Annotated in this window: 20 protein-coding genes; 5 read left to right on the top strand and 15 right to left on the bottom strand. The window is 70.1% G+C overall.

Annotation, left to right across the window (positions count from 1 at the left end; all coding sequences use genetic code 11):
• A partial coding sequence (locus tag AB0L64_RS32725; RefSeq protein ID WP_363716477.1) for a hypothetical protein occupies nt 1–264 on the top strand: 264 nt, incomplete at its 5' end.
• A 239-nt stretch (nt 265–503) separates the two neighbouring features.
• Here the strand turns inward: AB0L64_RS32725 and tyrS are convergent.
• Nucleotides 504–1,796, bottom strand: a complete 1,293-nt coding sequence (tyrS, locus tag AB0L64_RS32730; RefSeq protein WP_363716479.1) for a tyrosine--tRNA ligase — start codon at nt 1,794–1,796, stop codon at nt 504–506.
• 61 nt (nt 1,797–1,857) lie between these two features.
• The gene (locus AB0L64_RS32735) at nt 1,858–2,895 is read right to left on the bottom strand and encodes a phosphatase domain-containing protein (protein ID WP_355699067.1); all 1,038 of its coding nucleotides are present in this window, start codon (nt 2,893–2,895) and stop codon (nt 1,858–1,860) included.
• Nucleotides 2,896–3,004: 109 nt separating this feature from the next.
• On the opposite strand from AB0L64_RS32735, the gene AB0L64_RS32740 reads away from it, so the two are divergent.
• Nucleotides 3,005–3,952 (top strand): LLM class flavin-dependent oxidoreductase, encoded by a 948-nt coding sequence (locus tag AB0L64_RS32740; RefSeq protein ID WP_363716481.1) that lies wholly within the window; start codon nt 3,005–3,007, stop codon nt 3,950–3,952.
• Here AB0L64_RS32740 and AB0L64_RS32745 read toward each other — a convergent pair.
• From AB0L64_RS32745 to argC, 10 genes are all read right to left on the bottom strand, one after another.
• Nucleotides 3,949–4,620 (bottom strand): DNA-3-methyladenine glycosylase, encoded by a 672-nt coding sequence (locus AB0L64_RS32745; protein WP_363716483.1) that lies wholly within the window; start codon nt 4,618–4,620, stop codon nt 3,949–3,951. The two genes, AB0L64_RS32740 and AB0L64_RS32745, sit on opposite strands and share 4 nt — an antisense overlap.
• Before the next feature lie 167 nt (nt 4,621–4,787).
• The gene (gene argH / locus AB0L64_RS32750) at nt 4,788–6,215 is read right to left on the bottom strand and encodes an argininosuccinate lyase (protein ID WP_363716485.1); all 1,428 of its coding nucleotides are present in this window, start codon (nt 6,213–6,215) and stop codon (nt 4,788–4,790) included.
• Nucleotides 6,216–6,231: 16 nt separating this feature from the next.
• On the bottom strand, nt 6,232–6,915 hold the full coding sequence (locus tag AB0L64_RS32755; RefSeq protein WP_363716487.1) for a hypothetical protein: 684 nt from the start codon (nt 6,913–6,915) through the stop codon (nt 6,232–6,234).
• A complete protein-coding gene (locus AB0L64_RS32760) occupies nt 6,912–7,430 on the bottom strand; it encodes a sigma-70 family RNA polymerase sigma factor (protein WP_363716489.1) in 519 nt (172 codons plus the stop codon). Before AB0L64_RS32760 ends, AB0L64_RS32755 begins: the two co-directional genes overlap by 4 nt.
• A gap of 58 nt (nt 7,431–7,488) precedes the next feature.
• The gene (locus AB0L64_RS32765; protein WP_363716491.1) at nt 7,489–7,998 is read right to left on the bottom strand and encodes an arginine repressor; all 510 of its coding nucleotides are present in this window, start codon (nt 7,996–7,998) and stop codon (nt 7,489–7,491) included.
• Nucleotides 7,995–8,924, bottom strand: a complete 930-nt coding sequence (gene argF, locus AB0L64_RS32770) for an ornithine carbamoyltransferase (RefSeq protein ID WP_363717048.1) — start codon at nt 8,922–8,924, stop codon at nt 7,995–7,997. The genes AB0L64_RS32765 and argF overlap by 4 nt, the downstream gene beginning before the upstream one ends.
• Before the next feature lie 2 nt (nt 8,925–8,926).
• Complete coding sequence (locus tag AB0L64_RS32775) at nt 8,927–10,129, bottom strand: acetylornithine transaminase (protein ID WP_363716493.1); 1,203 nt, start codon at nt 10,127–10,129, stop codon at nt 8,927–8,929.
• Nucleotides 10,126–11,001 (bottom strand): acetylglutamate kinase, encoded by an 876-nt coding sequence (argB, locus tag AB0L64_RS32780; RefSeq protein WP_355699059.1) that lies wholly within the window; start codon nt 10,999–11,001, stop codon nt 10,126–10,128. Before argB ends, AB0L64_RS32775 begins: the two co-directional genes overlap by 4 nt.
• Nucleotides 10,998–12,212: a bifunctional glutamate N-acetyltransferase/amino-acid acetyltransferase ArgJ gene (gene argJ, locus AB0L64_RS32785; protein ID WP_363716495.1), complete on the bottom strand. Its 1,215-nt coding sequence runs from the start codon at nt 12,210–12,212 to the stop codon at nt 10,998–11,000. Before argJ ends, argB begins: the two co-directional genes overlap by 4 nt.
• The gene (gene argC, locus AB0L64_RS32790) at nt 12,209–13,240 is read right to left on the bottom strand and encodes an N-acetyl-gamma-glutamyl-phosphate reductase (protein WP_363716497.1); all 1,032 of its coding nucleotides are present in this window, start codon (nt 13,238–13,240) and stop codon (nt 12,209–12,211) included. Before argC ends, argJ begins: the two co-directional genes overlap by 4 nt.
• A 182-nt stretch (nt 13,241–13,422) precedes the next feature.
• Here argC and AB0L64_RS32795 point away from each other — a divergent pair, with 182 nt between their 5' ends.
• Genes AB0L64_RS32795 through AB0L64_RS32805 form a run of 3 tightly spaced genes read left to right on the top strand, consistent with a single transcriptional unit; the run spans nt 13,423 to nt 15,400 of the window.
• Nucleotides 13,423–13,977 carry a carboxymuconolactone decarboxylase family protein gene (locus tag AB0L64_RS32795; protein ID WP_363716499.1) on the top strand — a complete coding sequence of 185 codons (555 nt, stop codon included), beginning with the start codon at nt 13,423–13,425 and terminating at the stop codon, nt 13,975–13,977.
• The gene (locus AB0L64_RS32800) at nt 13,974–14,837 is read left to right on the top strand and encodes an RNA polymerase sigma-70 factor (protein WP_363716501.1); all 864 of its coding nucleotides are present in this window, start codon (nt 13,974–13,976) and stop codon (nt 14,835–14,837) included. The genes AB0L64_RS32795 and AB0L64_RS32800 overlap by 4 nt, the downstream gene beginning before the upstream one ends.
• A gap of 44 nt (nt 14,838–14,881) precedes the next feature.
• Complete coding sequence (locus tag AB0L64_RS32805) at nt 14,882–15,400, top strand: GNAT family N-acetyltransferase (protein WP_363716503.1); 519 nt, start codon at nt 14,882–14,884, stop codon at nt 15,398–15,400.
• A gap of 76 nt (nt 15,401–15,476) precedes the next feature.
• On the opposite strand, the gene AB0L64_RS32810 is transcribed toward AB0L64_RS32805, so the two are convergent.
• From AB0L64_RS32810 to AB0L64_RS32820, 3 genes are all read right to left on the bottom strand, one after another.
• Nucleotides 15,477–21,128: an Ig-like domain-containing protein gene (locus AB0L64_RS32810; protein WP_363716505.1), complete on the bottom strand. Its 5,652-nt coding sequence runs from the start codon at nt 21,126–21,128 to the stop codon at nt 15,477–15,479.
• 182 nt (nt 21,129–21,310) lie between these two features.
• The gene (locus tag AB0L64_RS32815) at nt 21,311–23,521 is read right to left on the bottom strand and encodes a hypothetical protein (RefSeq protein ID WP_363716507.1); all 2,211 of its coding nucleotides are present in this window, start codon (nt 23,519–23,521) and stop codon (nt 21,311–21,313) included.
• Nucleotides 23,518–24,504 carry a glycosyltransferase family 2 protein gene (locus AB0L64_RS32820; RefSeq protein ID WP_363716509.1) on the bottom strand — a complete coding sequence of 329 codons (987 nt, stop codon included), beginning with the start codon at nt 24,502–24,504 and terminating at the stop codon, nt 23,518–23,520. The genes AB0L64_RS32815 and AB0L64_RS32820 overlap by 4 nt, the downstream gene beginning before the upstream one ends.
• Nucleotides 24,505–24,524 lie beyond the last annotated feature (20 nt).

The raw sequence follows: 24,524 nt of genomic DNA on the forward strand, positions 1-24,524 counted from the left end.
TGGCTTGTCATCCGTAATAATTTCAAAGGAATCCACCCACAGACAAACAACAACCCACACCCCAAGATCAAAGACCCAGGGCTAGGAGAAGTCATTCAACGCCTGTGGACAGGGTTAATGCATCTTTCGGCATTGACTTTCGGCACGCTGTTGAGTTCTCAAGAATCGGACGCACACCGCAGTCTGACTTCTCAGCCAGGCTCCCGGGGCAACCTGCAGTACTTTACCGGAGCAGATCCACCGAGTCAAGTCCCAGTTTTCTGACCCTCCACCCGCATCCAAGCTACCGCCCCGAGTCAGACGACCCGGTTCGGCTCAGCTAGCCTTGGGGGGTTCGGAGCGACCGGCCGCTTTCGCGTCCCGCGCCTCGCTCCAACGAAGAGAACATTACGTGGCCCGCAGGTCGACGGTCAAATCGGTTCCCGGTGCGCTGAATCACAGGCCTGTAATTTGCCGTCGGCAACCCCGATGTGGGAGTGGAGCCCACTCCCACGCCGGCACCGTCAGCCCTGCGTCCGCGCGGCCAGAACCCCTGCGAAGGAACGCTTCCCGCGACGCAGCACCAGCACGCCTCCAGGCAGCAGGTCCTCCGCGGCCGGCACGTACTCGGCGTCCTTCACCTTCTCGTTGTTCAAGTACGCACCGCCTTCGGCGACCGTGCGCCGCGCAGCCGACTTGCTGGCCACCAGCCCCGACTTCACCAGCAGGTCGCCGTACGTCGGCATCGGTTCACCGGCGCCCAGCTCCACATGCGGTGCTTCGCGCAGCGCCGCCACCAGAGTCGAGCCGTCGAGCGACCCCAACTCCCCTTGGCCGAACAAGGCCTTCGACGCCTCCTGCACGCGTAGGGTCTCGTCGGCCCCGTGAACCAGGGTCGTCAGCTCCTCCGCCAGTGCTCGCTGCGCTTCGCGGGCCTGAGGGCGTTCCGCGGTCGCCTGTTCGAGGGCGGCCAGCTCCTCCGGCGTACGGAACGTGTAGAAGCGCACGAGCTGCATCACGTCCCGGTCGTCGCTGTTGAACCAGAACTGGTAGAACGCGTACGGCGTTGTCAGCTCCCGGTCCAGCCACACCGTGCCGGACTCCGTCTTCCCGAACTTCGTGCCGTCGGCCTTGGTCACCAGCGGTGTCGCCAGTGCGTGTGCCTTCCCGGCCTCCGCCCGGCGGATGAGCTCGACGCCCGCGGTCAGGTTCCCCCACTGGTCGCTGCCACCGGTCTGCAGCGTGCAGTTGTGCCGCCTGTACAGCTCGAGGAAGTCCAGGGACTGCAGCAGCACGTAGCTGAACTCCGTGTAGCTGATCCCCTGCTCCAGCCGGGCCTTCACCACTTCACGGCCGAGCATCCGGTTCACCGGGAAGTGCTTCCCGATGTCCCGCAGGAAGTCGAGGGTGTTGAGGTCCTTAGTCCACTCGTAGTTGTTGACGATCCGGGCCGGGTTCGGCAGGGACGGATCGAAGTCGACGAACTTCTCCACCTGGGCGCGGACCTTCTCGACCCACTCGTGCACCACGTCCTTCGGGTTCAGCACCCGCTCGGAGGTCTCCTTGGGGTCACCGATCAGCCCGGTGGCGCCGCCGACGAGCCCGATCGGGTTGTGGCCGGCCAACTGGAGTCGCCGCAGCGTCAGCAGTTGCAGCAAGTTGCCCATGTGCAGGCTGGGCGCGGTGGGGTCGAACCCGACATAGGAGGTGATCGGTCCTGCCGCCATCGAGGCCCGGAGAGCGTCCGGGTCGGTGGAGTGGGCGATCAGGCCACGGCTCTGCAGGTCGTCGAGCACCTGAGTGCGGCGTTCGGTCACTAGTTCTCTCCTCGAGTACGTCGGGTCGGTACCAGTGTCCTGTACGGCGGCGTACCGCGACTCAGGTGGGTTCGGGACGTGTCAGCACCGACCGCAGCTGTGGGCGCAGCGCGTGTCCGTCCGGTCCCTGCACCGTGACCGCGGTCGGTCTGTGCGGGTCATGGGCGCCGGGGTCCGTGTTCGGGACCGGGAGACCGTGGGACAGGACCTGCTCGGCCGGAGTCAGCTGGCGGATCCCGATGGCCAGCACATGGTCCGGATGCGTCTGCGCGAAGTCGCCGTACAACTGGGGGTCGTGCTGGCCGTCGTCACCGATCAGCACCCACCGCACGTTGGGGAACTCGCGGGCCAGCCGGCGCAGTGCGGTCCGCTTGTGTTCCTGGCCGCTCCGGAACCAGCCGGTGTTCGTCGGTCCCCAGTCCGTCATCAGCAACGGGCCCAGCGGGTACCCGTGCCGGGCCAGGAAACGGGTGAGCGTCGGCGCGGTGTTCCACGCCCCGGTGGACAGGTAGAACATCGGCGCACCGGGGTGGTCCGCCAGCAGCTCCTCGTACAGACCGGCCATTCCGGGTACGACGCGGCGCGCCTGCTCGTCGCGGACGAACGTGTTCCACGCCGCGATCAGCGGACGCGGCAGCATCGTCAGGATCACCGTGTCGTCGATGTCGCTGACGAGTCCGAACGTGGCCTCGGGGTCCGGGACGAAGATCCGCGCCCGCGCCTGCCGGTCGCCGCGCACCCCCAGCACGACCTCGTGCCACCCGGGGGGCAGCACCACCGGCACGTTCAGGTCGATGAAGCCGCCGCGATCGGTCACGGTCTCGAACGTCTGGCCGCTGACCGTGACGGTGACCGGCACCTTGGTCGCCGGCGCCGTCACGAACACGCGCCAGCCGCGCACCACCTGGTCCTCGTCGTACCGCGGCTGGTTGCGCGGATCGCGGCCGAGCACCACACGGGCCAGCACCCGGACGAACTCGGTGTTGCCGTAGCCGACCTGCGGGATGATCCGCTCCTGCCAGCCACGACGCCGAAGCACCGCCTGCACCCCGAGGTTGAACCAGTCCTCGAGACGGGACGAGTAGTGCGGACGGGCCATACCAGAAACCTACCCGTCGCACGGGCCGCTAGTCGTCCTGCCTCGCGGTCCGCGGACACCTTTCACACGTCCTTCACGAACTGTCGGTCGCGTCGCCTACCGTCTCTGCATGACCGCTCTCGGAATGTGCTTCCCGCGTACCTATCCGGCCGCGCTCGTCACCGACGTGGCGCGGCGGCTCGACCGCGGCGGCGCGGACGGGCTGTGGATCATCGAGGACTGCTTCTTCACCGCCGGCCCGTCGCTGGTGGCGGCCGCGCTGACGTCGACCGAGCGGCTGACCGTCGGGCTCGGGATCGTGCCGGCCGTCGCGCGCACGGCCGCGGTGACCGCGATGGAGTTCGCGACGCTGGAAGCTCTCGGGCCCGGGCGGTTCCTGCCGGGCATCGGTCACGGCGTGCAGTCGTGGATGGGGCAGATGGGCGCCCGGCCGAAGTCGCCGTTGACGGCGCTCGACGAGGTGACGACCAGTGTGACCCGGTTGCTGCGCGGCGAGGAGGTCAGTTTCGAGGGGACGACGGTCCGCCTCGACAAGGTGAAGCTGGACGCGCCGCCGGCCGACGTACCGCCGATCCTGCTCGGGGTGCAGGGCCCGAAGTCGATGGCGCTGGCCGGGCGGGTGGCCAACGGGGTCGTCCTGGCCGAGCCCGCCACCGCGGCGTACGTACGTCAGTCGGTGGAGCATGCCGGATCGCCCGACGGGTTCGTGGTCGCGGTGTTCACGTCGATGTGCGTGCGCAAGGACCGCAAGACGGCGTACGAGTGGACCGCGCCGTGGCTGGGTTCGCGGATCGGCGACCGGCCGCCGCAGCTGACCGCGCTGCCGTTCTTCGACGAGATGAAGGCGCTGTACGACGCGTCCGGCGAGGCGGGGCTGGTCGGGATGCCGACTGACTGGTGGACCGCGATCGGCGCGATCGGCACGGTCGACGACGCGGCCGAACACATCGCCGGGCTGGAGGCGGCCGGGGTGCACCATGTGGGGCTGTTCCCGGATCCGGAGGTCGAGCACGGGTTGCCGCAGCTGGACCACGTGCTCGAACTGGCGAACCGCTAGGCGCGCTTCTTCGGGACGTGCGGGCGGTACGGCGAGACCGTCGGGTCGTTCGGGATCCAGAACCGCCACGGGTGGTCGGGGGCTTCGCGGAGGCCGACGCGCGGGCCGGTAGCGGGTACGCCGTCGAAGCCGGGGCCGTCGAGGAGCTGGATGGACGACGTCTTCGCGAGCAGGTCGGCGCCGTTGCCCTCGCGTCCGATGCCCAGGGCAACACAGAGGCGGGCCGGGCCACGGGCGAGGTCGCGGTCCGGGTTGTTGGCGGGGCGTTTGGGGAGCGGGCCCTTGCGGACTCCAGCGTGGTTGACGACCACTTTCTGCGGCGCTGTTTGACCGCGGCGGGCGCGGGCGAGGTCGACTCCTTCGATGACCTCGCCGGCGCGGAGCAGGACGGCCGACGGGACGCCTTCCGGGCCGGCGACGACGTTCATGCAGAAGTGCATGCCGTAGGTGAAGTACACGTACAGGAAGCCGGCCGGGCCGAACATGACCGCGTTGCGCGGTGTCTCACCCCGGTAGGCGTGCGAGCCGGGGTCGTTCGGCCCGTCGTACGCCTCAACCTCGGTCACCCGGACCGCAACCGTGCCCTCGTCGGTGGTGCTGCGCAGCACCATCCCCAACAGCCGCGGCGCCACCTCCAACACAGGACCCGCCAGCTGAGAACGACGCATGCCCAGCACCTTAGGCGACAGCTAGGCGGGCCGGCCCCTCGGCCGGGTGGGCGAGGGCACCGACCGGAGACCGGACCTGGTGACCTGAGACAGGTAATAGCAGGTCTCCAGACCCCATTACTTGTCTCAGGTCTTCCGAATCGCCGGCGAACCGCTGGTGTCTGCCGTCAGGCCAGGCGGGCGGTGTGGGCGGCGGCGCGGTCGCGGAGTTCGGTGAGTTGTTCGGCTACGCGGGGTTGGGCGGTGCCTCCGCGGGTGTTGCGGGACGCGAGGGAGCCGTCGACGGTGAGGACGCTGCGGACCTCGGGGGTGAGGTGGGGGGAGATTGCGGACAGGTCGTCGTCGGTGAGGTCCCAGAGTTCGATGCCGCGCTTCTCGCATTCCTGGACGCAGGCGCCGGCCAGTTCGTGGGCGACGCGGAACGGGACCTTCTGGCGGACCAGCCATTCGGCGATGTCGGTGGCCAGTGAGAAGCCCTGAGGGGCGAGTTCTGCGAGGCGATCGGCGTTGAAGCGCAACGTGCGGATCATGCCGGTGAAAGCGGGCAGCAGCACCTCGAGGGTGTCGATGGAGTCGAAGACCGGCTCCTTGTCCTCCTGCAGGTCCCGGTTGTACGCGAGCGGCTGCGCCTTCAGCGTGGCCAGCAGACCGCTCAGGTTCCCGATCAGGCGGCCGGCCTTGCCGCGGGCGAGTTCCGCGATGTCCGGGTTCTTCTTCTGCGGCATGATGCTCGACCCGGTCGAGAACGCGTCGTCCAGCTCGACGAAACCGAACTCCTTCGTCGCCCAGATGATCACCTCTTCGGCCTGCCGGGACAGGTCGACGCCGATCTGCGCGGTGACGAACGCGAACTCCGCGACGAAGTCCCGCGCCGACGTCCCGTCGATCGAGTTCGCCGACGAGTTCGTGAAGCCCAGCTCGTGCGCGACGAAGACCGGGTCGAGCCCGAGCGAGCTGCCGGCCAGCGCGCCCGAGCCGTACGGCGAATCCGCCGCCACCCGGGCGTCCCAGTCGGCCAGCCGGTCGAGATCCCGGATCAACGGCCAGGCGTGGGCGAGCAGGTGGTGTGAGAGCAGCACCGGCTGCGCGTGCTGCAGATGCGTTCGCCCGGGCATCGCGACGCCCAGATGCCGCTCGGCCTGCTCCGCGAGCGTGTTGACCTGCTCCAGCAGCAACCGCCCGATGATCCGGCCGTGGTCACGCAGGTAGCTCTTGAACAGCGTGGCGACCTGGTCGTTCCGCGACCGTCCCGCACGCAGCCGTCCGCCCAGCTCAGGCCCGAGCCGAACGAGCAGACCGTGCTCCAGCGCCGTGTGCACGTCCTCGTCCTCGGCAGCGGGCTGGAACTCGCCGGACAGTACGTCGGCCAGCAGCCCGTCGAGGCCCGCGAGCATCGCGTCCAGGTCCTCGTCCGTCAGCAGCCCCGCGCGGTGCAGCACCTTCGCGTGCGCCTTCGACCCGGCGATGTCGTACGGCGCCAGCCGCCAGTCGAAATCCGTCGACTTGCTCAACGCCGCCAACGCATCCGCCGGCCCTCCCGAGAACCGGGCCCCCCACAACGCGGAGTCCCGGGCTGCGCTCTCTCCAGTGCTCACACAATCATCCTCTCAGTCACTTGCTCAACAGCGTGCGCCAGGTCGCGGCATCGCCCGGCGCGTACGGCCGACTGAAGCCGCATCCGAACGCGTAAGCGTCTCTCAACGGATCGGCCCCGCCCCACTGTGGTTCGCCTGCGATGAGCAACCGGCTGCCAACGGTGTAGTCAGGGAAGTCGACGGACACGTCGTACCCGGATCCCTGCGGTGGGGTGGCGGTCCGCACCGTCACGGTCCGGCTGCCGCCGACCGGTTTGAACCACTCGTGGACCGTGAAGGTCAGCAAGTAGCTCGGGAACGTCCCGCCCGGAGCACGGACGGCCTTCTGGACGATGCCGTCGAAGGCGAAGGCGCGCTTCTTCAGCTCCGCCGGCGAATACACGACTGCGCAGGAGCCGGCGATCCCTTGACTCGGCCGGGACGACGTAGCGCTCGGCTGTGAAGCGCTGGATCGTGGGCCGGGGATCGCGACCGGGTCCGGCTCCGAGGCGCCACGGTAGATCGCGACGCCGCCGATGACAGCGGCGGCGATGCTCGTCGCGGCCAGAGCAGGCACGAGCACCCGGCGACGAACGGTGCGCGTATGTGATCGTACGGCGGCCTCCTCGAGCTGACGGCGGGCGTGAGCGAGGACCTCCGCGGACGGCGGTGGAACCGCGCCGGCGGACTTCAGGTCGTCCCAGTGATCGGTGGGGTTCATCGGTCAGCCTCCTGTCGCGTCCTTGCGGGGTCGGTGAGGTGCTCGTCCATGCGTTGGCGAGCTCGGTGCAACCGCGAGCGGGCGGTGCCAGGTGGGATACCGAGCACCTGCGCGGCTTCCGTCGGGGTCAGGTTCTCCCAGGCGACCAGGAGCAGCAGTTCGCGCTCGGCTGCCGGCAGATCGTGCAGCGCCGTCCGGAGAGCCGGTCCGAGGGCCGCGGCATCCAGGCGAGCGTCGACCGCGTCCGTCTCGTCCACCGGCCGCTCGAAGCCGAGGAGCGTTGGTACGCGGAGCCGACGTTTGCGGTAGTAACCGTGCAGCACGTGCCGAGCCACTCCGAACAGCCAAGCGCGCGGGGAGCCCAGATCGGGGTCGAACGACGAGCGACCGGCGTACGCCGCGACCCACACCTCACCGAGCAGATCGTCCGCGACTCCGTCGGCCGTACGGCGGCTCAGGTACGCGTGGATGTCACCGCCGTGCGCATCGACCTGCGCCACGAACCATTCGTCCATCGCCGCTCCCCTTCACCCGCCTCACCTCGTACTTGGCGATGGTCGGCGTCAGCGTTCGCTACTTCGGTTCGCGGGCGGCGAGGGACAGGAAACGGGCGGCGAGGTCGGGGCCGCCGGTGGGGTTGCGGGAGACGACCATGACGGTGTCGTCGCCGGCGATGGTGCCGAGGACGTCGTCCAGGCCGACGTGGTCGATCGCCGACGCGAAGTACTGGGCGGCTCCCGGCGGGGTTCGCAGGATGACGAGGTTGGCGCTGCCCTCGGCGGAGACGAGCAGCTCCGACGCGACCCGGGCAAGGCGGGCCTCGAAAGCAGCCGCCTCACCGGCGCGCGGCGTCCGGTCGCCGCCTTCGCCCGGTACGGCGTACACGAGCTGGCCGGCGGCGTCGCGGACCTTCACGGCACCGATCTCGACCAGGTCGCGGGACAGCGTCGCCTGCCCGACGACCAGCCCGGACGCGGCGAGCAGGTCGGCCAGCTCGGTCTGCGACCGGACCGGCTGCCGGCCGAGCAGGTCGACGATCCGCTGCTGGCGGGCCGTCTTGGTGGTGGGAACCGCAACGCTCACGACGAGAAACTCCTTGCCAACAGCCACGACAGCAGCGCCTTCTGCGCGTGCAGCCGGTTCTCGGCTTCGTCCCAGACGACCGACTGCGGTCCGTCGATCACGGCCGCCTCGATCTCCTTGCCACGATAGGCGGGGAGGCAGTGCAACACGATCGCATCGGGCTTCGCCTTGGCGAGAAGTTCCTCGGTCACGGCGTACGGGACGAACGGCGCCTCCCGCTCGGCCGCCTCGGCCTCCTGGCCCATCGACACCCAGGTGTCGGTGGCGAGCACATCGGCTCCGTCCGCGGCCGCGATCGGGTCCTCCGTCCAGGCGACCGATCCCCCGGTCGCCTCGGCGATCGCCGCCGCACGCACGAGGACGTCCGGGTCCGGCTGGTAGTCCGCGGGCGAACCGATCACGACGTGCATGCCGGCGGTCGCGCCGCCGAGCAGGTACGAGTGCGCCATGTTGTTGGCGCCGTCGCCGAGGTACACCAGCTTCAGCCCGGAGGTCCAGCCCTTGTGCTGCCGCACGGTCTGCAGGTCGGCCAGGATCTGGCACGGGTGGAACTCGTCGGTCAATGCGTTGATCACCGGAACCGACGACGCGGCGGCCATCTCCTCGATCCGCGACTGGCCGGAGGTCCGCCAGACGATCGCCTCGACCTGCCGGTCCAGCACCCGGGCGGTGTCGGCGATCGGCTCACCGCGGCCGAGCTGCGAGGTCTGCGCGTCGATGACCAGCGGTACGCCGCCGAGCTCGGAGATCCCGACCGCGAACGAGATCCGCGTCCGGGTCGACGACTTGTCGAAGATCACCGCGACGGTCTTCGGACCCGCGAGCGGCTGGTGCCCGTGCCGGTCCCCGGCCAGCTGCGCGGCCAGCGTCAGTACTTCGTCCTGCTCGACCGGCGACAGGTCGTCGTCCCGCAAGAAGTGCCGGATCGTCACGGAACCTCCACCTGGTCGAGCAGCCCCGGCAGGGCCGCGACGAAACTGTCGGCATCAGCCTTGCCGAGGATGTACGGCGGCGCCAGCCGCAACGCGTCCGGGACCGGGTTGTTGATCACGAAGCCGGCGTCCAGCGCGAGTGCCGCCACCTGGTCCGACACCGGCGCGGTCAGCTGGATCGCGAGCAGCATCCCGCGGCCCCGGACGCCCGCGATCAGCGGGTGGTCGAGCGCGATGATCGAGGACGCGAGGTGGTTGCCGACGGCATTCACCTGCGCGAGCAGGCCGTCCCGCTCGATCACGGTCAGCACCGCCAGTCCGGCGATCGCCGCGACCGGGTTGCCGCCGAACGTCGTGCCGTGATTGCCCGGCTGGAGCAGGTCGGCCGCCGGGCCGAGCCCGACACACGCACCGATCGGGATCCCGGCGCCGAGGCCCTTCGCCACCGTCACCAGGTCCGGCGTGATGCCGTCGGCCTCGTAAGCGAACCAGGTCCCGGTCCGGCCGATCCCGGTCTGGATCTCGTCGATCCACAGCAGAGCGCCGTGCTCGGACGTGATCCGCCGCGCCGCCTGCAGGTAGCCGGCCGGCGGTACGACGACGCCGTTCTCGCCCTGGATCGGCTCGAGCACCACCGCCGCCGTCTGGTCGTCGACCGCCGCGGCCAGCGCGTCCGCATCGCCGTACGGGACGAACTCGACGTCGCCCGGCAGCGGCGCGAAGGCCTCCCGGTACGCCGGCTTCCAGGTCACCGCGAGCGCACCCATCGACCGGCCGTGGAACGCCCCGACCGTCGAGACGATCTTGGTCCGGCCGGTGCGCCGGGTGATCTTGAACGCCGCCTCGTTCGCCTCGGTGCCGGAGTTGGTGAAGAACACCTTGCCCGGCACGTCGAACAGGCCGAGCAGCTTCTCGGCGAGCGCGATCTGCGGCGCGGAGGCGAAGAAGTTCGAGACGTGGCCGAGCGTGGCGAGCTGCGACGTCACCGCGGACACCACGAACGGGTGCGCGTGGCCGAGGCAGTTCACCGCGAGTCCGCCGAGCAGGTCGAGGTACTTGTTGCCGTCGGCATCCCACAGGTACGCGCCCTCGCCGCGGACCAGGACCCGCTTCGGCGCGCCGAAGGTGTTCATCAGGGCGCCGGAGTAGCGCGACGTCAGCGCCGCCTGCGTTCCGTCGACGGTCAAGAGCTCGGTCATGACGGGATCACCTGGGTTCCACTTCCGGCGTCGGTGAAGATCTCGAGCAGCAAGGAGTGCGGCACGCGGCCGTCGATCACGGTCGCCCGGGAGACCCCGGACTCGACGGCGCGCAGGCACGCTTCCATCTTCGGCACCATGCCGGACGCCAGCGACGGCAGCAACCGGGCCAGCTCGGCGGTGTCGATCTGGGTGATGATCTCGTCGCTGTCCGGCCAGTTCCTGTACAACCCGGCGACGTCGGTCAGGACGACGAGCTTCTCCGCGCCGAGCGCCGACGCGAGCGCCGCGGCCGCGGTGTCCGCGTTCACGTTGTGCGCCTGACCGTCCTCGTCCGGGGCGATCGTCGACACCACCGGGATCCGGCCGGCGTCGATCAGGTCGATCACGGCCTCCGGGCGGACGCCGACCACGTCGCCGACCAGGCCGATGTCGACCTGCTCGCCGTCCACCAGCGCCGTCCGGCGTTCCGCGGTGAACAGGCCCGCGTCCTCACCGGACATGCCGACCGCGAACGGGCCGTGCGCGTTCAGCAGGCCGACCAACTCCCGGCCGACCTTGCCGACCAGCACCATCCCGACGACGTCCATCGCCTCGGGCGTGGTGACCCGGAGCCCGCCGCGGAACTCGCTGTCGATGCCGAGCCGGCCGAGCATGTCGCTGATCTGCGGCCCGCCGCCGTGCACGACGACGACCCGCACGCCGGCGTACCGGAGGAACACGATGTCCTCGGCGAAGGCGCGCTTGAGCTTCTCGTCGACCATCGCGTTCCCGCCGTACTTCACCACGACGGTCTTGCCGTGGAACTGCTTCAGCCACGGCAGCGCCTCGGTCAGTACGGCGGCCTTCTCGATCGCATCCGCCTGGATCATGACGAGTACGCCGAGTTCTCCTCGACGTACGCGTGCGACAGGTCCGTGGTGAGAACGGTCGCGGACGCCGGGCCGGCGTGCAGGTCGATGACCACGTCGATCTCGAGACCGCTGAGGTCCGCCTCGGACCTGTCCACGCCCTTGCCGCCTGCGACGCAGATGGCCGCGCCGTTCAGGGTGATGTCGAGCAGCGACGGGTCGAACGCCGTGGGCGCGTTGCCGACCGCCATCGCGATCCGTCCCCAGTTCGGATCGGAGGCGAAGAACGCCGTCTTGCACAGGTTGTCCTCGGCAACGATCTTGGCGGCGGCCAGCGCCTCCGCCTCGGTCGCGGCGCCCTGCACCGTGATGCTCACGTGCTTGGTGACACCCTCGGCGTCGGCCTGCAGCTGCTTCACCAGGTCAGCAGCCAGGTCCGTGAGCGCCGCTTCGAACGCCTCGGGCGTGACCGGCACGCCGGACGCGCCCGAGCTGAGCAGCAGGACGGTGTCGTTGGTCGAGGTGCCGCCGTCGACGTCGAGCCGGTTGAAGGTCTTGGCGACCGCGTTCCGCAGCGCGTGGTCGAGGTGCGGCTGGTCGAGGACGGCGTCGGTGGTGATCACGCTCAGCATCGTCGCCATGTTCGGCGCGCACATCCCCGCGCCCTTGGCGAACCCGCCGATGCTCCAGCCGTCGGCGTGCTTCAGCGCGGCCTGCTTCGGCACGTTGTCGGTCGTCATCACCGCGGTCGCGGCCGCGAGACCGGCCTCGGGCCCGTCGCCCAGCGCATCGACCCCCGCGGAGATCCCGGGAAGCACCTTGTCCATCGGAAGCCGCTCGCCGATCAGGCCGGTCGAGCAGACCCCGATCTGGGCCGCGCCGACGCCGAGCACCTCGGCCAGCTTCTCTGCGGTCTTGTGGGTGTCCTGGAAGCCTTCCGGCCCGGTGCACGCGTTGGCCCCGCCCGAGTTCAGCACGACAGCCTTCAGCGCGCCGGCCGACAGCACCTGCTGTGACCACAGCACCGGCGCGGCCTTCACCTTGTTGGTGGTGAAGACGCCGGCGGCGACGTCGTGCGGGCCGTCGTTGACCACGACGCTGAGGTCCGGCGTACCGGCTGGTTTGATCCCGGCGATCACTCCGGCCGCTCGGAAGCCGGCCGGCGCGGTCACTCCGGCGCTCCGATCGACTCCAAAATTCAGCGCAGCGTCCGGTGTGATACCTACGGTCACGGGGCTACTCCTACGAGGGGCAGGGCCGTGGTCTCGTCGAGACCGGTGGCCAGGTTCATGCACTGCACGGCGGCGCCGGCGGTGCCCTTGGTGAGGTTGTCCATCGCGGCCACGACGACGGCGCGGCCGGTGCGCTGGTCGAGGGCGACCTGCAGCTGCACGGTGTTCGCGCCGAGGGTGGCCTGCGTCTGCGGCCACTGCCCCTCGGGAAGCAGGTGGACGAAGAACTCGTCGGCGTACGCGTCCGCGTAGGCCTTCCGGAGCGTCGCGTAGTCGGTGCCGTCGGCGACCGGTGCGCTGCAGGTGGCGAGGATGCCGCGGGCCATCGGGGCGAGCACCGGCGTGAACGAGACGCTCACCGGCTGGTCGGCGTACGGCGTGAGGTTCTGCTCGATCTCCGGCGTGTGCCGGTGGACGCCGCCGACGCCGTACGCCGAGGCGGATCCCATCACCTCGGCGCCGAGCAGGTGCGTCTTCGGCGCCTTGCCCGCGCCCGACGTACCGCTGACGGCGACCACGACCAGCTGGGCCGGGTCGACGAGCTTGCTCTGCACGGCCGGCAGCATCGCCAGCGTGGAGACGGTGGGGTAACAGCCCGGTACGGCGACCCGGTTCGACCCGCGGAGCTTGTCCCGTTGCCCGGGGAGCTCCGGGAGCCCGTACGGCCACGAGCCGGCGTGCTCGCCGCCGTAGAACTCGGTCCACACCTCGGCTTCCGTCAGCCGGAAGTCCGCGCCGCAGTCGATCACGGTGACGTCAGCGCCGAGCTGCTCGGCGATGGCGGCGGACTGTCCGTGCGGAAGGGCCAGGAACACCACGTCGTGACCGGCGAGGTTCTCCGCCGTGGTCTCGACCAGGATGCGCCCGGCCAGCGGCACGAGGTGCGGATGGTGCACGCCGAGCGCCGTACCGGCGTTTCCTCCGGCGGTCAGGGCGCCGATCTCGACGTCCGGGTGGCCACTCAGCAACCGGAGCAGCTCACCCCCGGCATACCCACTGGCCCCGGCCACCGCCACCGTCACGCTCATGTGAATGAGTATGCCACGAACCGCATGAATATCCAACAGGCTCGGGTCGAGTTGATCCACTCGCGCGCCACCGCTCATACCCTGCCACGCTGAACTCCATGCGCCCAGATGTGAGCCAGGTCATGTCACAGCACGCGGGGCGGCGCGTGTCCCCCGGGTGACGACGACTTTCGGAGGTTGGGATGGCTCGGGTTGGGATGGTGCATCGGCGGGGTCTGGTGGTGCGGCTGGTGGAGTGGGGCAGCCGGCGGAAGTTCCGGAAGGTGCCGGATCCGGTGAAGGTGGCGTTGCACAACCGGCCGGTGTTGCTGTCGACGGCGCTGCTGGAAGGTACGGCGGCGCGCTGGAAGGCGCTCGCCCCGGAGCTGAAGGCGCTTGCGGTGATGGTGGCGTCGGCGCGGATCGGCTGCAGCTGGTGCATGGACTTCGGCTACTGGGAGTTCCACCACCAGGGTGTCGACCCGGCGAAGCTGCACAATGTGCCAAGGTGGCGCGACAGCGACGTCTACACGGATCTGGAGCGCGCGGTGATGGACTACACCGAGGCGATGACGGCCACTCCACCGGAAGTCACCGACGAGCAGGTCGAGCGGCTGCGGCGGGACCTGAGCGAGGAGCAGCTGGTCGAGCTGACCGCGATCGTCGCGCTGGAGAACTACCGCTCCCGGATCAACTCCGCCCTCGGACTCACCAGCCAGGGCTTCAAGGAGTTCTGCGAACTGCGGCCGGTCCGATGACCGACGACCAACTCGCCCGCGAGTTCGCCGAGCACCGGGCGGTGCTGGTCGGCGCGGCGTACCGGGTCGTCGGCAGCGTGTCCGACGCCGAGGACGTGGTCCAGGAGGCGTGGCTGCGCTGGTCTGCGATCGAGCACGACGACATCCGCGACGTGCGAGCGTACCTGATCCGGATCACCACCCGGCTCGCGCTGAACCGGCTGCGCGAGCAGAAGGCGCGCCGCGAGCAGTACGTCGGCCCGTGGCTGCCCGAGCCGCTGGCGACCGACGAGGACGACCCGGCGGCCGCGGCCGAGCTCGCGGACTCGGTCAGCATGGCGATGCTCGTCGTCCTCGAGACGCTCTCGCCGCTCGAGCGCGCCACGTTCGTGCTGCGCGAGGTCTTCGACCTGCCGTACGACGAGATCGCGGACACGCTCGGCCGCTCGGAAGCCGCCGTCCGGCAGCTCGCTCACCGGGCCCGCAGCCATGTGCACGCGCGGCAGCCGCGGCACCACGTCGACAAGGCGAGCCACGACGAGCTGACGATGCGGTTCATGCAGGCCGCCGGGTCGGGCGACTTCGACCAGGTGGTCGCGCTGCTCGCACCGGACGCGGTCCTGATCAGCGACGGCGGCGGCAAGAAGCGCGCCGCGCTGCGGCCGATCCAGGGCGCGGAGAAGATCGCCCGCTGGCTGTTCGCGGTGATCGCGGACAACCCGGGGTTCGAGATCCGGATGGGCACGCTGAACGGCGAGGTCGCCTACATCGCCTATGACGGCGACGAGCCGGACACGGTCGCGTTCCTGGAGGTCAGCGACGGCCTGATCAGCGACCTGTACCTGATTCGGAACCCGGACAAGCTGCATCAGGTGAAGTGACCGCGCCGTAGACTATCTGCAACTCAGTCGCAGATGGAGGTGCGGTGAAGTACCTGGTGGCGACCCCGGACGATGCGCTCGAGCCGGGCTTGCGGGCAGATCTGCTGGACACGTGGGTCGCGGCGACGAACGCGGGCGGCGCGGTCGGGTACACCGCGCCGGCTCCGGTCGGGAAGATCGCGGAGAACCTCGACGGCGCACTCGGGCGGGTTGCGGCCGGCCTGGACCTGCTCGGCGTCCTCCATGACGGCGAGCGGTACGTCGGGATGGGCATGCTGGTCAGCCGCGGCAGCGAGCTGCAGGCACACTGGCGCACGGTGCTGCGCGTCATGGTGCACCCCGGCAGCCAGGGCACCGGTGCGGGCCGGGTGCTGATGGAGGGGCTGCGCGGGTCCGCCGTCGACCTCGGTCTCGAGCAGCTGCAGCTGACGATCCGCGACGGCCTCGGCCTGGAGAGGTTCTACGGCCCACTCGGTTACCGCGTCGTCGGCCGCCACCCGCGTGCCGTCCGCGTCGCCCCCGACGACTACCGCGACGAGATCATGCTCGTCCTGGATCTGTAGGCCGTCACAATCGCCGGCGCGGGGCACGGACACGCGGCGACGGCCGCCGGCGGCGCGATTGTGATGGCCTGGCGGTTCACCTGCGGGTGCGTGACAGCAGCGCGAGAGTCGCGCCCAGCGCGGTGAGCAGGGCGCCGAGCGTGAGGATGATGGGCGGCGGTCCGCCGGTCGATGGGAGCTCGGCGCGGTTGACGGTGCGGAGGTCCTCGGCGGGCTCGGCGCCGACGGTGAGCCTGACCGGCGCGGCGAGCGTCGCGCCGGTCTCATCGGTCCGCTCGTAGGTGACCTTCGCGGTGCCGGTGAAGGCGGCCACCGGCTTGAGGGTGACCGTGCCGTCGGTCCCGACCGACCAGGTGCCCGCGCGGTCGGTGACGTTCTTCGCGCAACTGCCGGTCGCGGTGCGGAGACAGACCGAGCTCGGCCGGATGGTGCCGCTGTCGTTGAGCAGCGGGTTCACCGCGACCGGGTTGCCCGGCGTACCGGTGGCCGTGTCAGGGGCCGCCTTGGCGAGCAGGGGGCCGGCAACCGTGACGTCGATGAGTGCAGTGCCCGACGTGCCGTTCGCATCCGTGACTCGGTAGACCAATGCGGCCGTCGTACCGGCGAAGCCCTGCGCCGGGGTGTATGTGACGGCGTCCGCGCCGACGACGAAGGTGCCCTCGTGCGGCACGGTCACGGTCTTCTTCTCGCGACCGTCGGCCGGATCCCGCAGGACGACCGATCCCGGGCGGAGCGGTGCGGACGGGTCACCGGGCTTGTCGTTGGCGAGCACGTTTACGGCGACCGCCGTACCGAACGCCGTCTTCGCACTGTCGTCGGCGACGACCGGTCGCACCGGCAGCACAGTGACGGTGACGGTGGACCGCGCCGAGTTGCGATTGCTGTCCTTCACGTCGTACGCCGCCGGTCGCGCGGTGCCTGTGAACGCAGACTCCGGCGTGAACGTGACCTTGCCGCCGGCAACGACGTACGCACCTTGCCCGCGGATCGTGAGGTGGTCGACCAGCGCACCGCCCGGCCCGACCAGCAGCACCGACGCCGGATCGAGGGTCGCGTCCGGCCCGGGCTTGTCGTTGGCGAGCGGGTCGACCGTCACCGCGACGTGCTGCTTGGTCCGGGCCTCGTCCGGTACGGCGACCGGGCGCGCCTGCACCGTGATCGTCAACGCACCGGATCCGACCGTGCCGTTGCGGTCGGCCACCTGATACCCGACCGGGACCGCCGCGCCGGCGAACCCGTCCGCCGGCGCGAACCGGATCGCCCCGGAAGGCTGAACTGTGAACGTGCCCTCCCCCGGCACGGCCAGCGCCGCCAACGGGCTCCCGGTCACCGGATCGATCAACCGCACGCCACCCGCGACGAGCGGCGCACTCGCGTCGCCCGGCTTGTCGTTGGCCAGCACGTCGACGGCGATCGCGGTCTCGTACGGCGTGGCCGCAGCGTCGTCCTTGATCACGGGGACGACCGGCGTGACTGTGACCGTGACGGACGCGCTCGCCGTGTTCCCGGTCGTGTCGCGGACCCGATAGGCGACCGACACGACCCCGCGGTACGCCGGTTCCGGGTCGAACGTGATCTTCCCGGTCTGCACGGCGAACACGCCTTGCCCGGGGATCGTCACCCGCTGCCCCCAGGTCCCGCCGAACACCTGGACCGACTTCGCATCGAGCTCGGCACCCGTGCCCGGCTCGTCGTTCGCGAGTGGATCGACGGTGATCGTCACGTTCTGCTTGACGACAAGAGCATCCGCCACGGCCGTCGGTCCCTGGCCGACCGTCAGCAGCAGCAGACCTTCCGCGGTCGTGCCGTTGGCGTCGGCGATCCGGTACGTCGTCGGCGTCGTCACGCCCTGGAACCCCTTGACCGGCGTGAAGGTCACCGCGCCGTACGCAGCGACCGCATACGTACCTTCGCCGGCCCGGATCATCGTCTTGCCGAACTGTCCGGCCGCGTCTTTCACCACCACGCTCGCCGGCTTCAGCGGCGCCGACACGTCACCGGGCTTGTCGTTCGCCGGCACGTTGACCGTGATCGCGTGCCCGTACGGCGTGATCGCCGAGTCGTTGACCGCGACCGGGCTGACCGGCGTCACCGTCATGCTCAACGTCGAGGTCGCGTGATTGCCGTCCGAGTCGGCGACCCGGTAACTGACCGGATTCGCCTTGCCCCGGAAGCCCGGCAGCGGGTCGAACTCGACCGAGCCAGTCGACTGCACGGTGTAGGTGCCCTGGCCGGCGACCGTCAGCGTCTTCGCGGATCCGTTCAGCTCGACCGAACCGCGATCAAGCGTCGCGTCGGTGCCCGGCTGGTCGTTCGACAGCACGTTCACCGTCACGGTCACGTTCTGGAGCGTCGATGCGTTGTCGGCGACCGCGACCGGCGGCCGACCGACGGTGACGGTCAACCGCGCGGTCGCCCTGGTCCCGTTGGCGTCCGCCACCTGGTACGTCACCGGCGTACCGGGACCGCGGAACGTGGCGCCGGGATCGAAGCGGACCAGTCCCCCGGCGGCCGAGTACGCGCCCTCGTTGGGTATCCGCACCGTCGTCTTCAGTGCACCGTCGGCCGGATCGACGAGCAGCAGACTGCCCGGGACCAACGGCGCCGTCGCGTCGCCGGCCTTGTCGTTCGCGAGCACCTTCACCGTGACGCTCTTGTCGTACGGCGTCCGCGCGGCGTCATCCGTCGCGACCGGCGTGATCGGCGTGATCGTGACCGTGATCGTGGACCGCGCGGTCTGACCGAACAGGTCGGCGACCCGATAGCCGACCGGACTCGCCACGCCCCGGAAGCCGGGCAGCGGATCGACGGTGACCGCGCCGTCCGGGGTGACCTGGTAGTCGGCCTGCCCAGGGATCTTGACGATCTTCTTCAGCGAACCGTCGGCTGGATCGACGAGCGCGAGGCTGCGCGGATCGAGCGCGGTCCCCTGTCCGGCGAGGTCGTTGGCGAGCGGCGCGACGCGAGCCGTGACGTTTTGCTTCGTGGTCGCGGTATCGGGTGCAGCGCTCGGCGCGGGCGGTTTCGCGACCGTGACGGTCAGCGTCGCCGTGGCCGTCGTACCGTTCACGTCCGAGACGCGGTAGGTGACCGGCGTCGCGGCGCCGGTGAACTTCGGCAGCGGATCGACGTCGACCGTCCCGTCCACCGTCACGCGGTAGGTCGCCTGGCCGGGGATCACCACCGTCGCGGTCGGCAGCTTCGTGGCCGGATCGATCAGCCGCACGGAGGTCGGCACGAGCGGCACCGACAGGTCACCGGCCGTGTCGTTCGCGAGCACGGGCACCGTCACGTTGGTGTCGTACGCCGTACCTGCGGTGTCGTCGGACGCGTCCGGGACGACCTTGGTCACCCGGGCGGTCAGCGTCGACCTGCCGATCGCATTGTTGCTGTCGGCGACCTGGTACCCGACCGCGGTCGCAGTACCGCTGAACGTCGGCAACGGCTCGAACAGCACGCGGCCGTCGGCCCGCACCGAGTACTTGCCCTGGCCAGCGATGACGAGCGACAGCACCGGCTGCGTCGGTGTCAGCAGCCGTACGCTACCCGGTTTCAGCGCCGCGCCCGTCGGCCCCGGCTTGTCGTTGGCAAGCACGGCGGCCGCGACAGACCGGCCCTGCAGCGTAGTGATTTTGTCCGGGTTCGCGACGGGCGGGCCGGGCGCAGCGACGGAGACGGTCAGCTCGGCGCGCGCAGCCGTACCGTTCTTGTCGAGCACCTGGTAGGTCACGGGCGTGCCGACGCCGGTGAAGCCGTGCAGGGGCTGGAACGCCACGCTGCCGGCCGCAATCAGGTAGGTCCCCTGCTGGGCGATCGTCACCTGGTCGACGAGCTGCTCGCTGGCCGGATCCACCAACCGGAGCGTGGCCGGCACGAGCGGTGCGTCCGGCGAACCGGGCAGGTCGTTGTCCAGCACGGGTACGTCGAGGTCCGTGTCGAACGCGGTCCACACCGAGTCGCCGTTCGCGGTCGGCGTCACCGGCGTGACCGTGATGGTCAGCGTCGACTCCGCCGTCTGGCGGGTGGTGTCGGTGACGCGGTAGCCGATCGACGTACCGACGCCGGTGAACTGCGGCTTCGGGACGAAGTCCACACCACCGCCGGGCTTCACGACGTACTCGCCCTCGCCCGCGATCACGACCTTCTTCTTGAACGTCGCGTCGGCCGGATCACGCAGTACGACGGAACCGGGCACGAGCTGCACACCCGCGGCGGCGCGGTCGTTGGCGAGCGGCTTGACGGACAGGCTGACGTTCTGCGGAGTCGTCGCGGTGTCGGGAAGCGCGACCGGGCGGTCCGGCAGCGAGACGGTGACGGTCAGCTTCGCGGTGGCCGCCGTACCGTTGCTGTCGGCAACGCTGTAGGTGACCGGCTTGGCCGGTCCGACGAAGCCGGGCACCGGCTCGACGCGGACAGTGCCGTCGGGCATGGCGACGTACTTGGCCTGGCCGACGACGTTCACCATCTGCACGCACTTGCTGCCGTCGACGAGGCAGAGCGTCCCGGGCGCCAACGGCACACCCGGATCACCCGGCTTGTCGTTGGCGAGCACCTTGACGACGACTGCCGTGTTGAAGGCGGTCGTCGCGGTGTCGTCGGTCAGGATCGGCGGTGGCGGCGGCGTGATCGCGAACGGGTAGTCCTCGACCTCGCCGGCATCGGCCGCGCCGGTCGGCTTCTCGACCTGCGCATCGGTGTACCCGACGCGCACCCGCGCGTACGACGCTCCGGCCTTCGGCGCGAGCTCGGCCCAGCGCAGCGTCACCGTGGTCTGCCCGGCGGCGAAGGCGGCGCACGCACGCTCACCCGGCTCGAACGTCCCGTTGACGTTGACGTCGATCCACGCACACGCCCGCCCGGCCTTCGACGTACCCGCGAGCTGCAGGTCGGTCGTGTACGTCGTTCGGCTGGTCCGGAGCGGCTTGAAGGCCACACCGTCGTCGGCCTGATCCGGTGTCGCCGGGCCGGTCGTGCCGTTCGCGACGCCGGCGTTGTCCTCGGTGACGTCCTTCCCGAGGTGTACGTCGCTCAGCGCGGACCACGCGGCGCCGTACGACGCCGGTGCGTCGCCGAAGTCCTCGGGAGCCGACGCGACGACCGAGAACGCGTCGCCCGACGAGCCGTTGTTCACCGCGGGAAGCTTCGGGTGCTTGGTGAACAGCGCTGTCACGTCGAAGCTGACCTTGGTGACGACCCCGTTCACGCGGACCGATCCGCAGGCGGCAGTCGCGGACGTGTCGAGGCCGGACGGGGACTTGGTGTTGACGCAGTTCGGACCGGAGTCGTGGTCGGCGGCGGTGATCGTGTCGCTGGTGACCGCCAGGTTGTTGCCCTGGCCGAGCTTCGTGAGGCTGAGGCCCGCCGTGCTGAGCTTCAGGACCGCATGCAGCTCGGACTGCGCGGTCGTCCGGCCGCTCACGGTCCGCGTGACCGATCCGCCGAGGCCGCCGAGGTGCAGGACCGGGTTCCGCACCGGCTGGGAGAACGCGATCGTCAAGGTACCGCGCTCGCCGCAGCCGCCGATGGACGCACAGTCGCCCGTGTTCACCACCACGTCCTGCGCCGGAGTGCTCGTCCCGATCGCCGGCTGGTAGGTGGCCGGACCGATGCCGCGGAATCCGGCGGTCGTCGGATCGCCGAGCTCGGTCTGCCCGCTCACGGTGATCGTCTGCCGCAGTCCGGAGCCCGGCATCACCGTGGTCGCCTCGGTGAACGCAGTGGTCGGCACTTCGTAAGCGGTCGCTGTCAGAGTGCCGAGGCTCAACAGGCCGGTGGCAACGAGAATGGCCCCCGGTCGGGTTGCCCGCATCAGTCCCGCCCTTCCGAGCAATCAGGTGCATTGCTGCGGCCGCGTGGCGGGCGGGCCTGCGTAGACGTAACGGTCCACGCAGACTCTATGTTACGGGCAAATCACTCTCCGAGGTCGTAGATTCGGACCTTCCCGATGCTGTGTCGGCGGACGGCGAGCTGGTCGAGCGCCGGCGACACCGCTGCGTTGCGCAAGTCGGCATACAGCCAGCGGACGCCGTACTCGTCGCGCATCCTGTGCAGCACCTCGGCGGTCGGTGCGGTCAGGGCCTGGTTCGTGAGGGCAACGCGGTCGGGCCACGGCGACGGCTGCTCGGTGTAGCGGCGGCCGCCGGCGCCCTGCCGGGCCATCGCCTGGTTCGTGTACGCCCAGCCCTCGATCAGTGTGCGGCGGCCGGCGATACCGCTGACGAGATAGCCGCGGGCGTCGCAGCCTGGCGCGGTTGAACCCGCCGGACGGCACCAGGTGTTCGTCGCCACCACATCGGTGGGGGCGGAGTTCTGCCCGAGCCACAGCGCCGCCTCGGCCTCGTCCGGGTACACCCACCACCGCGCGGCCCGGTACGTCGGCGCCTTCTCGGTGTCGCCCCGGATCGCGCTCTGCACGAACGAGCTGATCGGAGCGGTCGAGAGCAGCACGAGGACGACGAACATGCCGCCGCCTGCTTGTCGCAGCGTCAGCCGCCACACGAGCAACAGGAACAGCGTGATGGCGAGAACGACCAGCAGCATCCGCGTGCTGAGCCACAACTGGCGTCCGGTCGAGGCAGCCGGAACACCACGGGCCCAGACCAGCAGACCGGCGTACCCGACCGAGAGCACGAAGGCGGCCACCGCGATCGGCACCGGACGGCCGGAGGCTCGCGCACTGATCGCGGCGAACCACCCCGCTCCGGCCAGGCTGAACGGGGCGGCGGTGTAGACGAAGTACGACTCGCTCACCGACGGATGATCGACGAGCAGGTAGCCTGCCCAGCCCGCGACCATCGCACCGAGCAGGAACCACGCGACCGGATCCCTGCGTCCGACCACGCCGAACCCGGCCCAGGACATCGCCTGCAGAGTCAGCAGTAGCCCCAGCAACAGACTGAGCGTCCCGATCACCTCACCGTGCACGAGCGCCGGCAGGATCGGTCCACCGGCACCAGGCTGCGTCCTGTCACCAGTGGCCGCGGTGTAGACGGGCAGCGACTTCAGTACGGCCAGAAACTGCAACCGCGAGCCGCTGGTGCTTCCTGCGACGGTCAGGAACGTCACCGCGCCTACCACCAGCAGCACCGCCGCCGTACCGATCAGACGCCACGGAAGCCGCCGGGTTGTCACCAGGGTGTAGAGCGCAGCGAGAGCGACTGCCGCGACCAGCAACGGCAGCACGGTCGGCTTGGAGCCGCCGCCGACCACGGCGATCGGCACGATGAGTAGCCAGAGCCGGTGGCTGCCGTTCTTGAACAGGAGCTCGATGAGGAAGACGGCCGTGGTGACGGCCGCGACCATGCCGAAGGTCTGCGACGGGCTGAGCAGGCTGACCGGTGGTGCGAGGTTCACACTCGTGTCGACGAGCAGGAACAGCTGCGGCGCGGCCAGCGCGAGCGCGGCGAGCACGCCGGTCCACCAGGTGCGGCTGACGATCCGGGCGAGTGTCGCGCAGACGAGCAGCGAAACGACCAGCCACGGCAGGACCCAGAGACGGAACAGCACGATCAGCGGAGTGAGCCGCGTGACGTCGACGGCCGCGGCCATGTCGGCATTCGCGAACCAGTGGTAGTCGAGCCGCTCGCCGACGACCTGGGGAACCTCCGGCGGCACTGCGCGGGTCAGCTCGTGCACCATCGACAGGTGATACAGGAGGTCCGGGTAGTACGCCTCGCCGTGCGGCGGCATCGGGTGGTACGCCATCACGCCGAACGTCGCCGCGCCGAGCATCACTGCCGCGGACACCGCCAGCCCGACGGTCCACGCGATCGGCAGCGGGCTGGGCTCGGCGATCCGGAAGTGCTGCCGCCCCGCGACAGCGAAACCGATCAGGACGAGCGCCGGCCACACGATCAGCCAGTCCTGCAGGCCGGCCGCGGTGAAGAGCGCCCAGCCGATCAGCTGCCACGTCGCGCCGACGACCGATCCGAGTCCGAGATCCTCCGCCCAGTTGCCCGTACTGCGCCACACAGCCCGCAGCAGCAGCGTCCCGGGGAGCGCGATCGCCCCGGCGAAGTACACGACGTACTTGACCAGCGGACCGGCGCCGACGTCGCCGAGCGACGCGAACCCACCGGCTGCCACCAGGATCGGCAGCAGCCACGGGAGGGACCGCTTCATCTGTTGGTGGGCGTGCTCTCGTGGACGGGCTCCTGGTGCCCGTGGTCCTCGAGGCTGTCGTAGCCGACGAGGAACTGCGGTCTGCGTTGGCTCGACTGGAACAGGCGGGCGACGTACTCGCCCAGGAGACCGAGGCAGAGCAGCTGGATCGCGCCGATCACGCTGACCGCGAGCACCGTCGATGTCCAGCCGGGGATGCTCCGGCCGGTCAGCTTGATCACGAGCGCGCCGACGACGAACAGCCCGGACATCGCGCCGCCGAGCAGCCCCAGCCAGGTCGCCAGCCGCAGCGGGGCCGCCGAGAACGCGGTCACACTGTCGAACGCGAGCCGCACCATCTTGGAGACGCTGTACTTCGTGGAGCCCGCGGCCCGCTCCGCCCGGACGTACCTGACCTCGGTGCTCGGGAAGCCGAGCCACGGGATCACCAGCCGGAACACCCGGCCGTCGTCGGGCAGCGCGTTCACCGCGTCCACCACGCGCCGGGTCACCAGCCGGAAGTCGGCCGCGTCGAACGGGATGTCCTTGCCGACCAGACGACACATCAGCCGGTAGTACAGCCGGGCCGACGTACGCTTCGCCCAGGAATCGCTCGAGCGGTCCGAGCGCACTCCGTACACGACGTCGACGTCGTGCTCGCGGACGGCCTGCAGGAACTCTGCGATGACCTCCGGCGGGTCCTGGAGATCCGCGTCGATCGTGACCACGTACCGCCCGCGGGCGCGGCGGAAGCCGGCCGACTGCGCGGCCTGGTGACCGCTGTTGCGGAGCAGGCGGACCACTCGGAGCTGCGGCCAGTCCTTGGCGGCCTCCAGCAGCAGCGCCGCGGTCCGGTCCCGGCTGCCGTCGTCGACCACCAGCAGCTCGTAGCTGATGCCCAGGCCGTCGAGCAGCGGGTGCATCCGCTCGAAGAAGATCGGCAGCACCTCTTCCTCGTCGTACATCGGTACGACGACGGAGAGCTCGGGGTGGGTGTCCCGCATCGGCTGCCTTTCGGATCTGT

The organism is Kribbella sp. NPDC051936 (genome assembly GCF_040680955.1).
In the GTDB taxonomy this organism is placed as follows: Bacteria; Actinomycetota; Actinomycetes; order Propionibacteriales; family Kribbellaceae; genus Kribbella.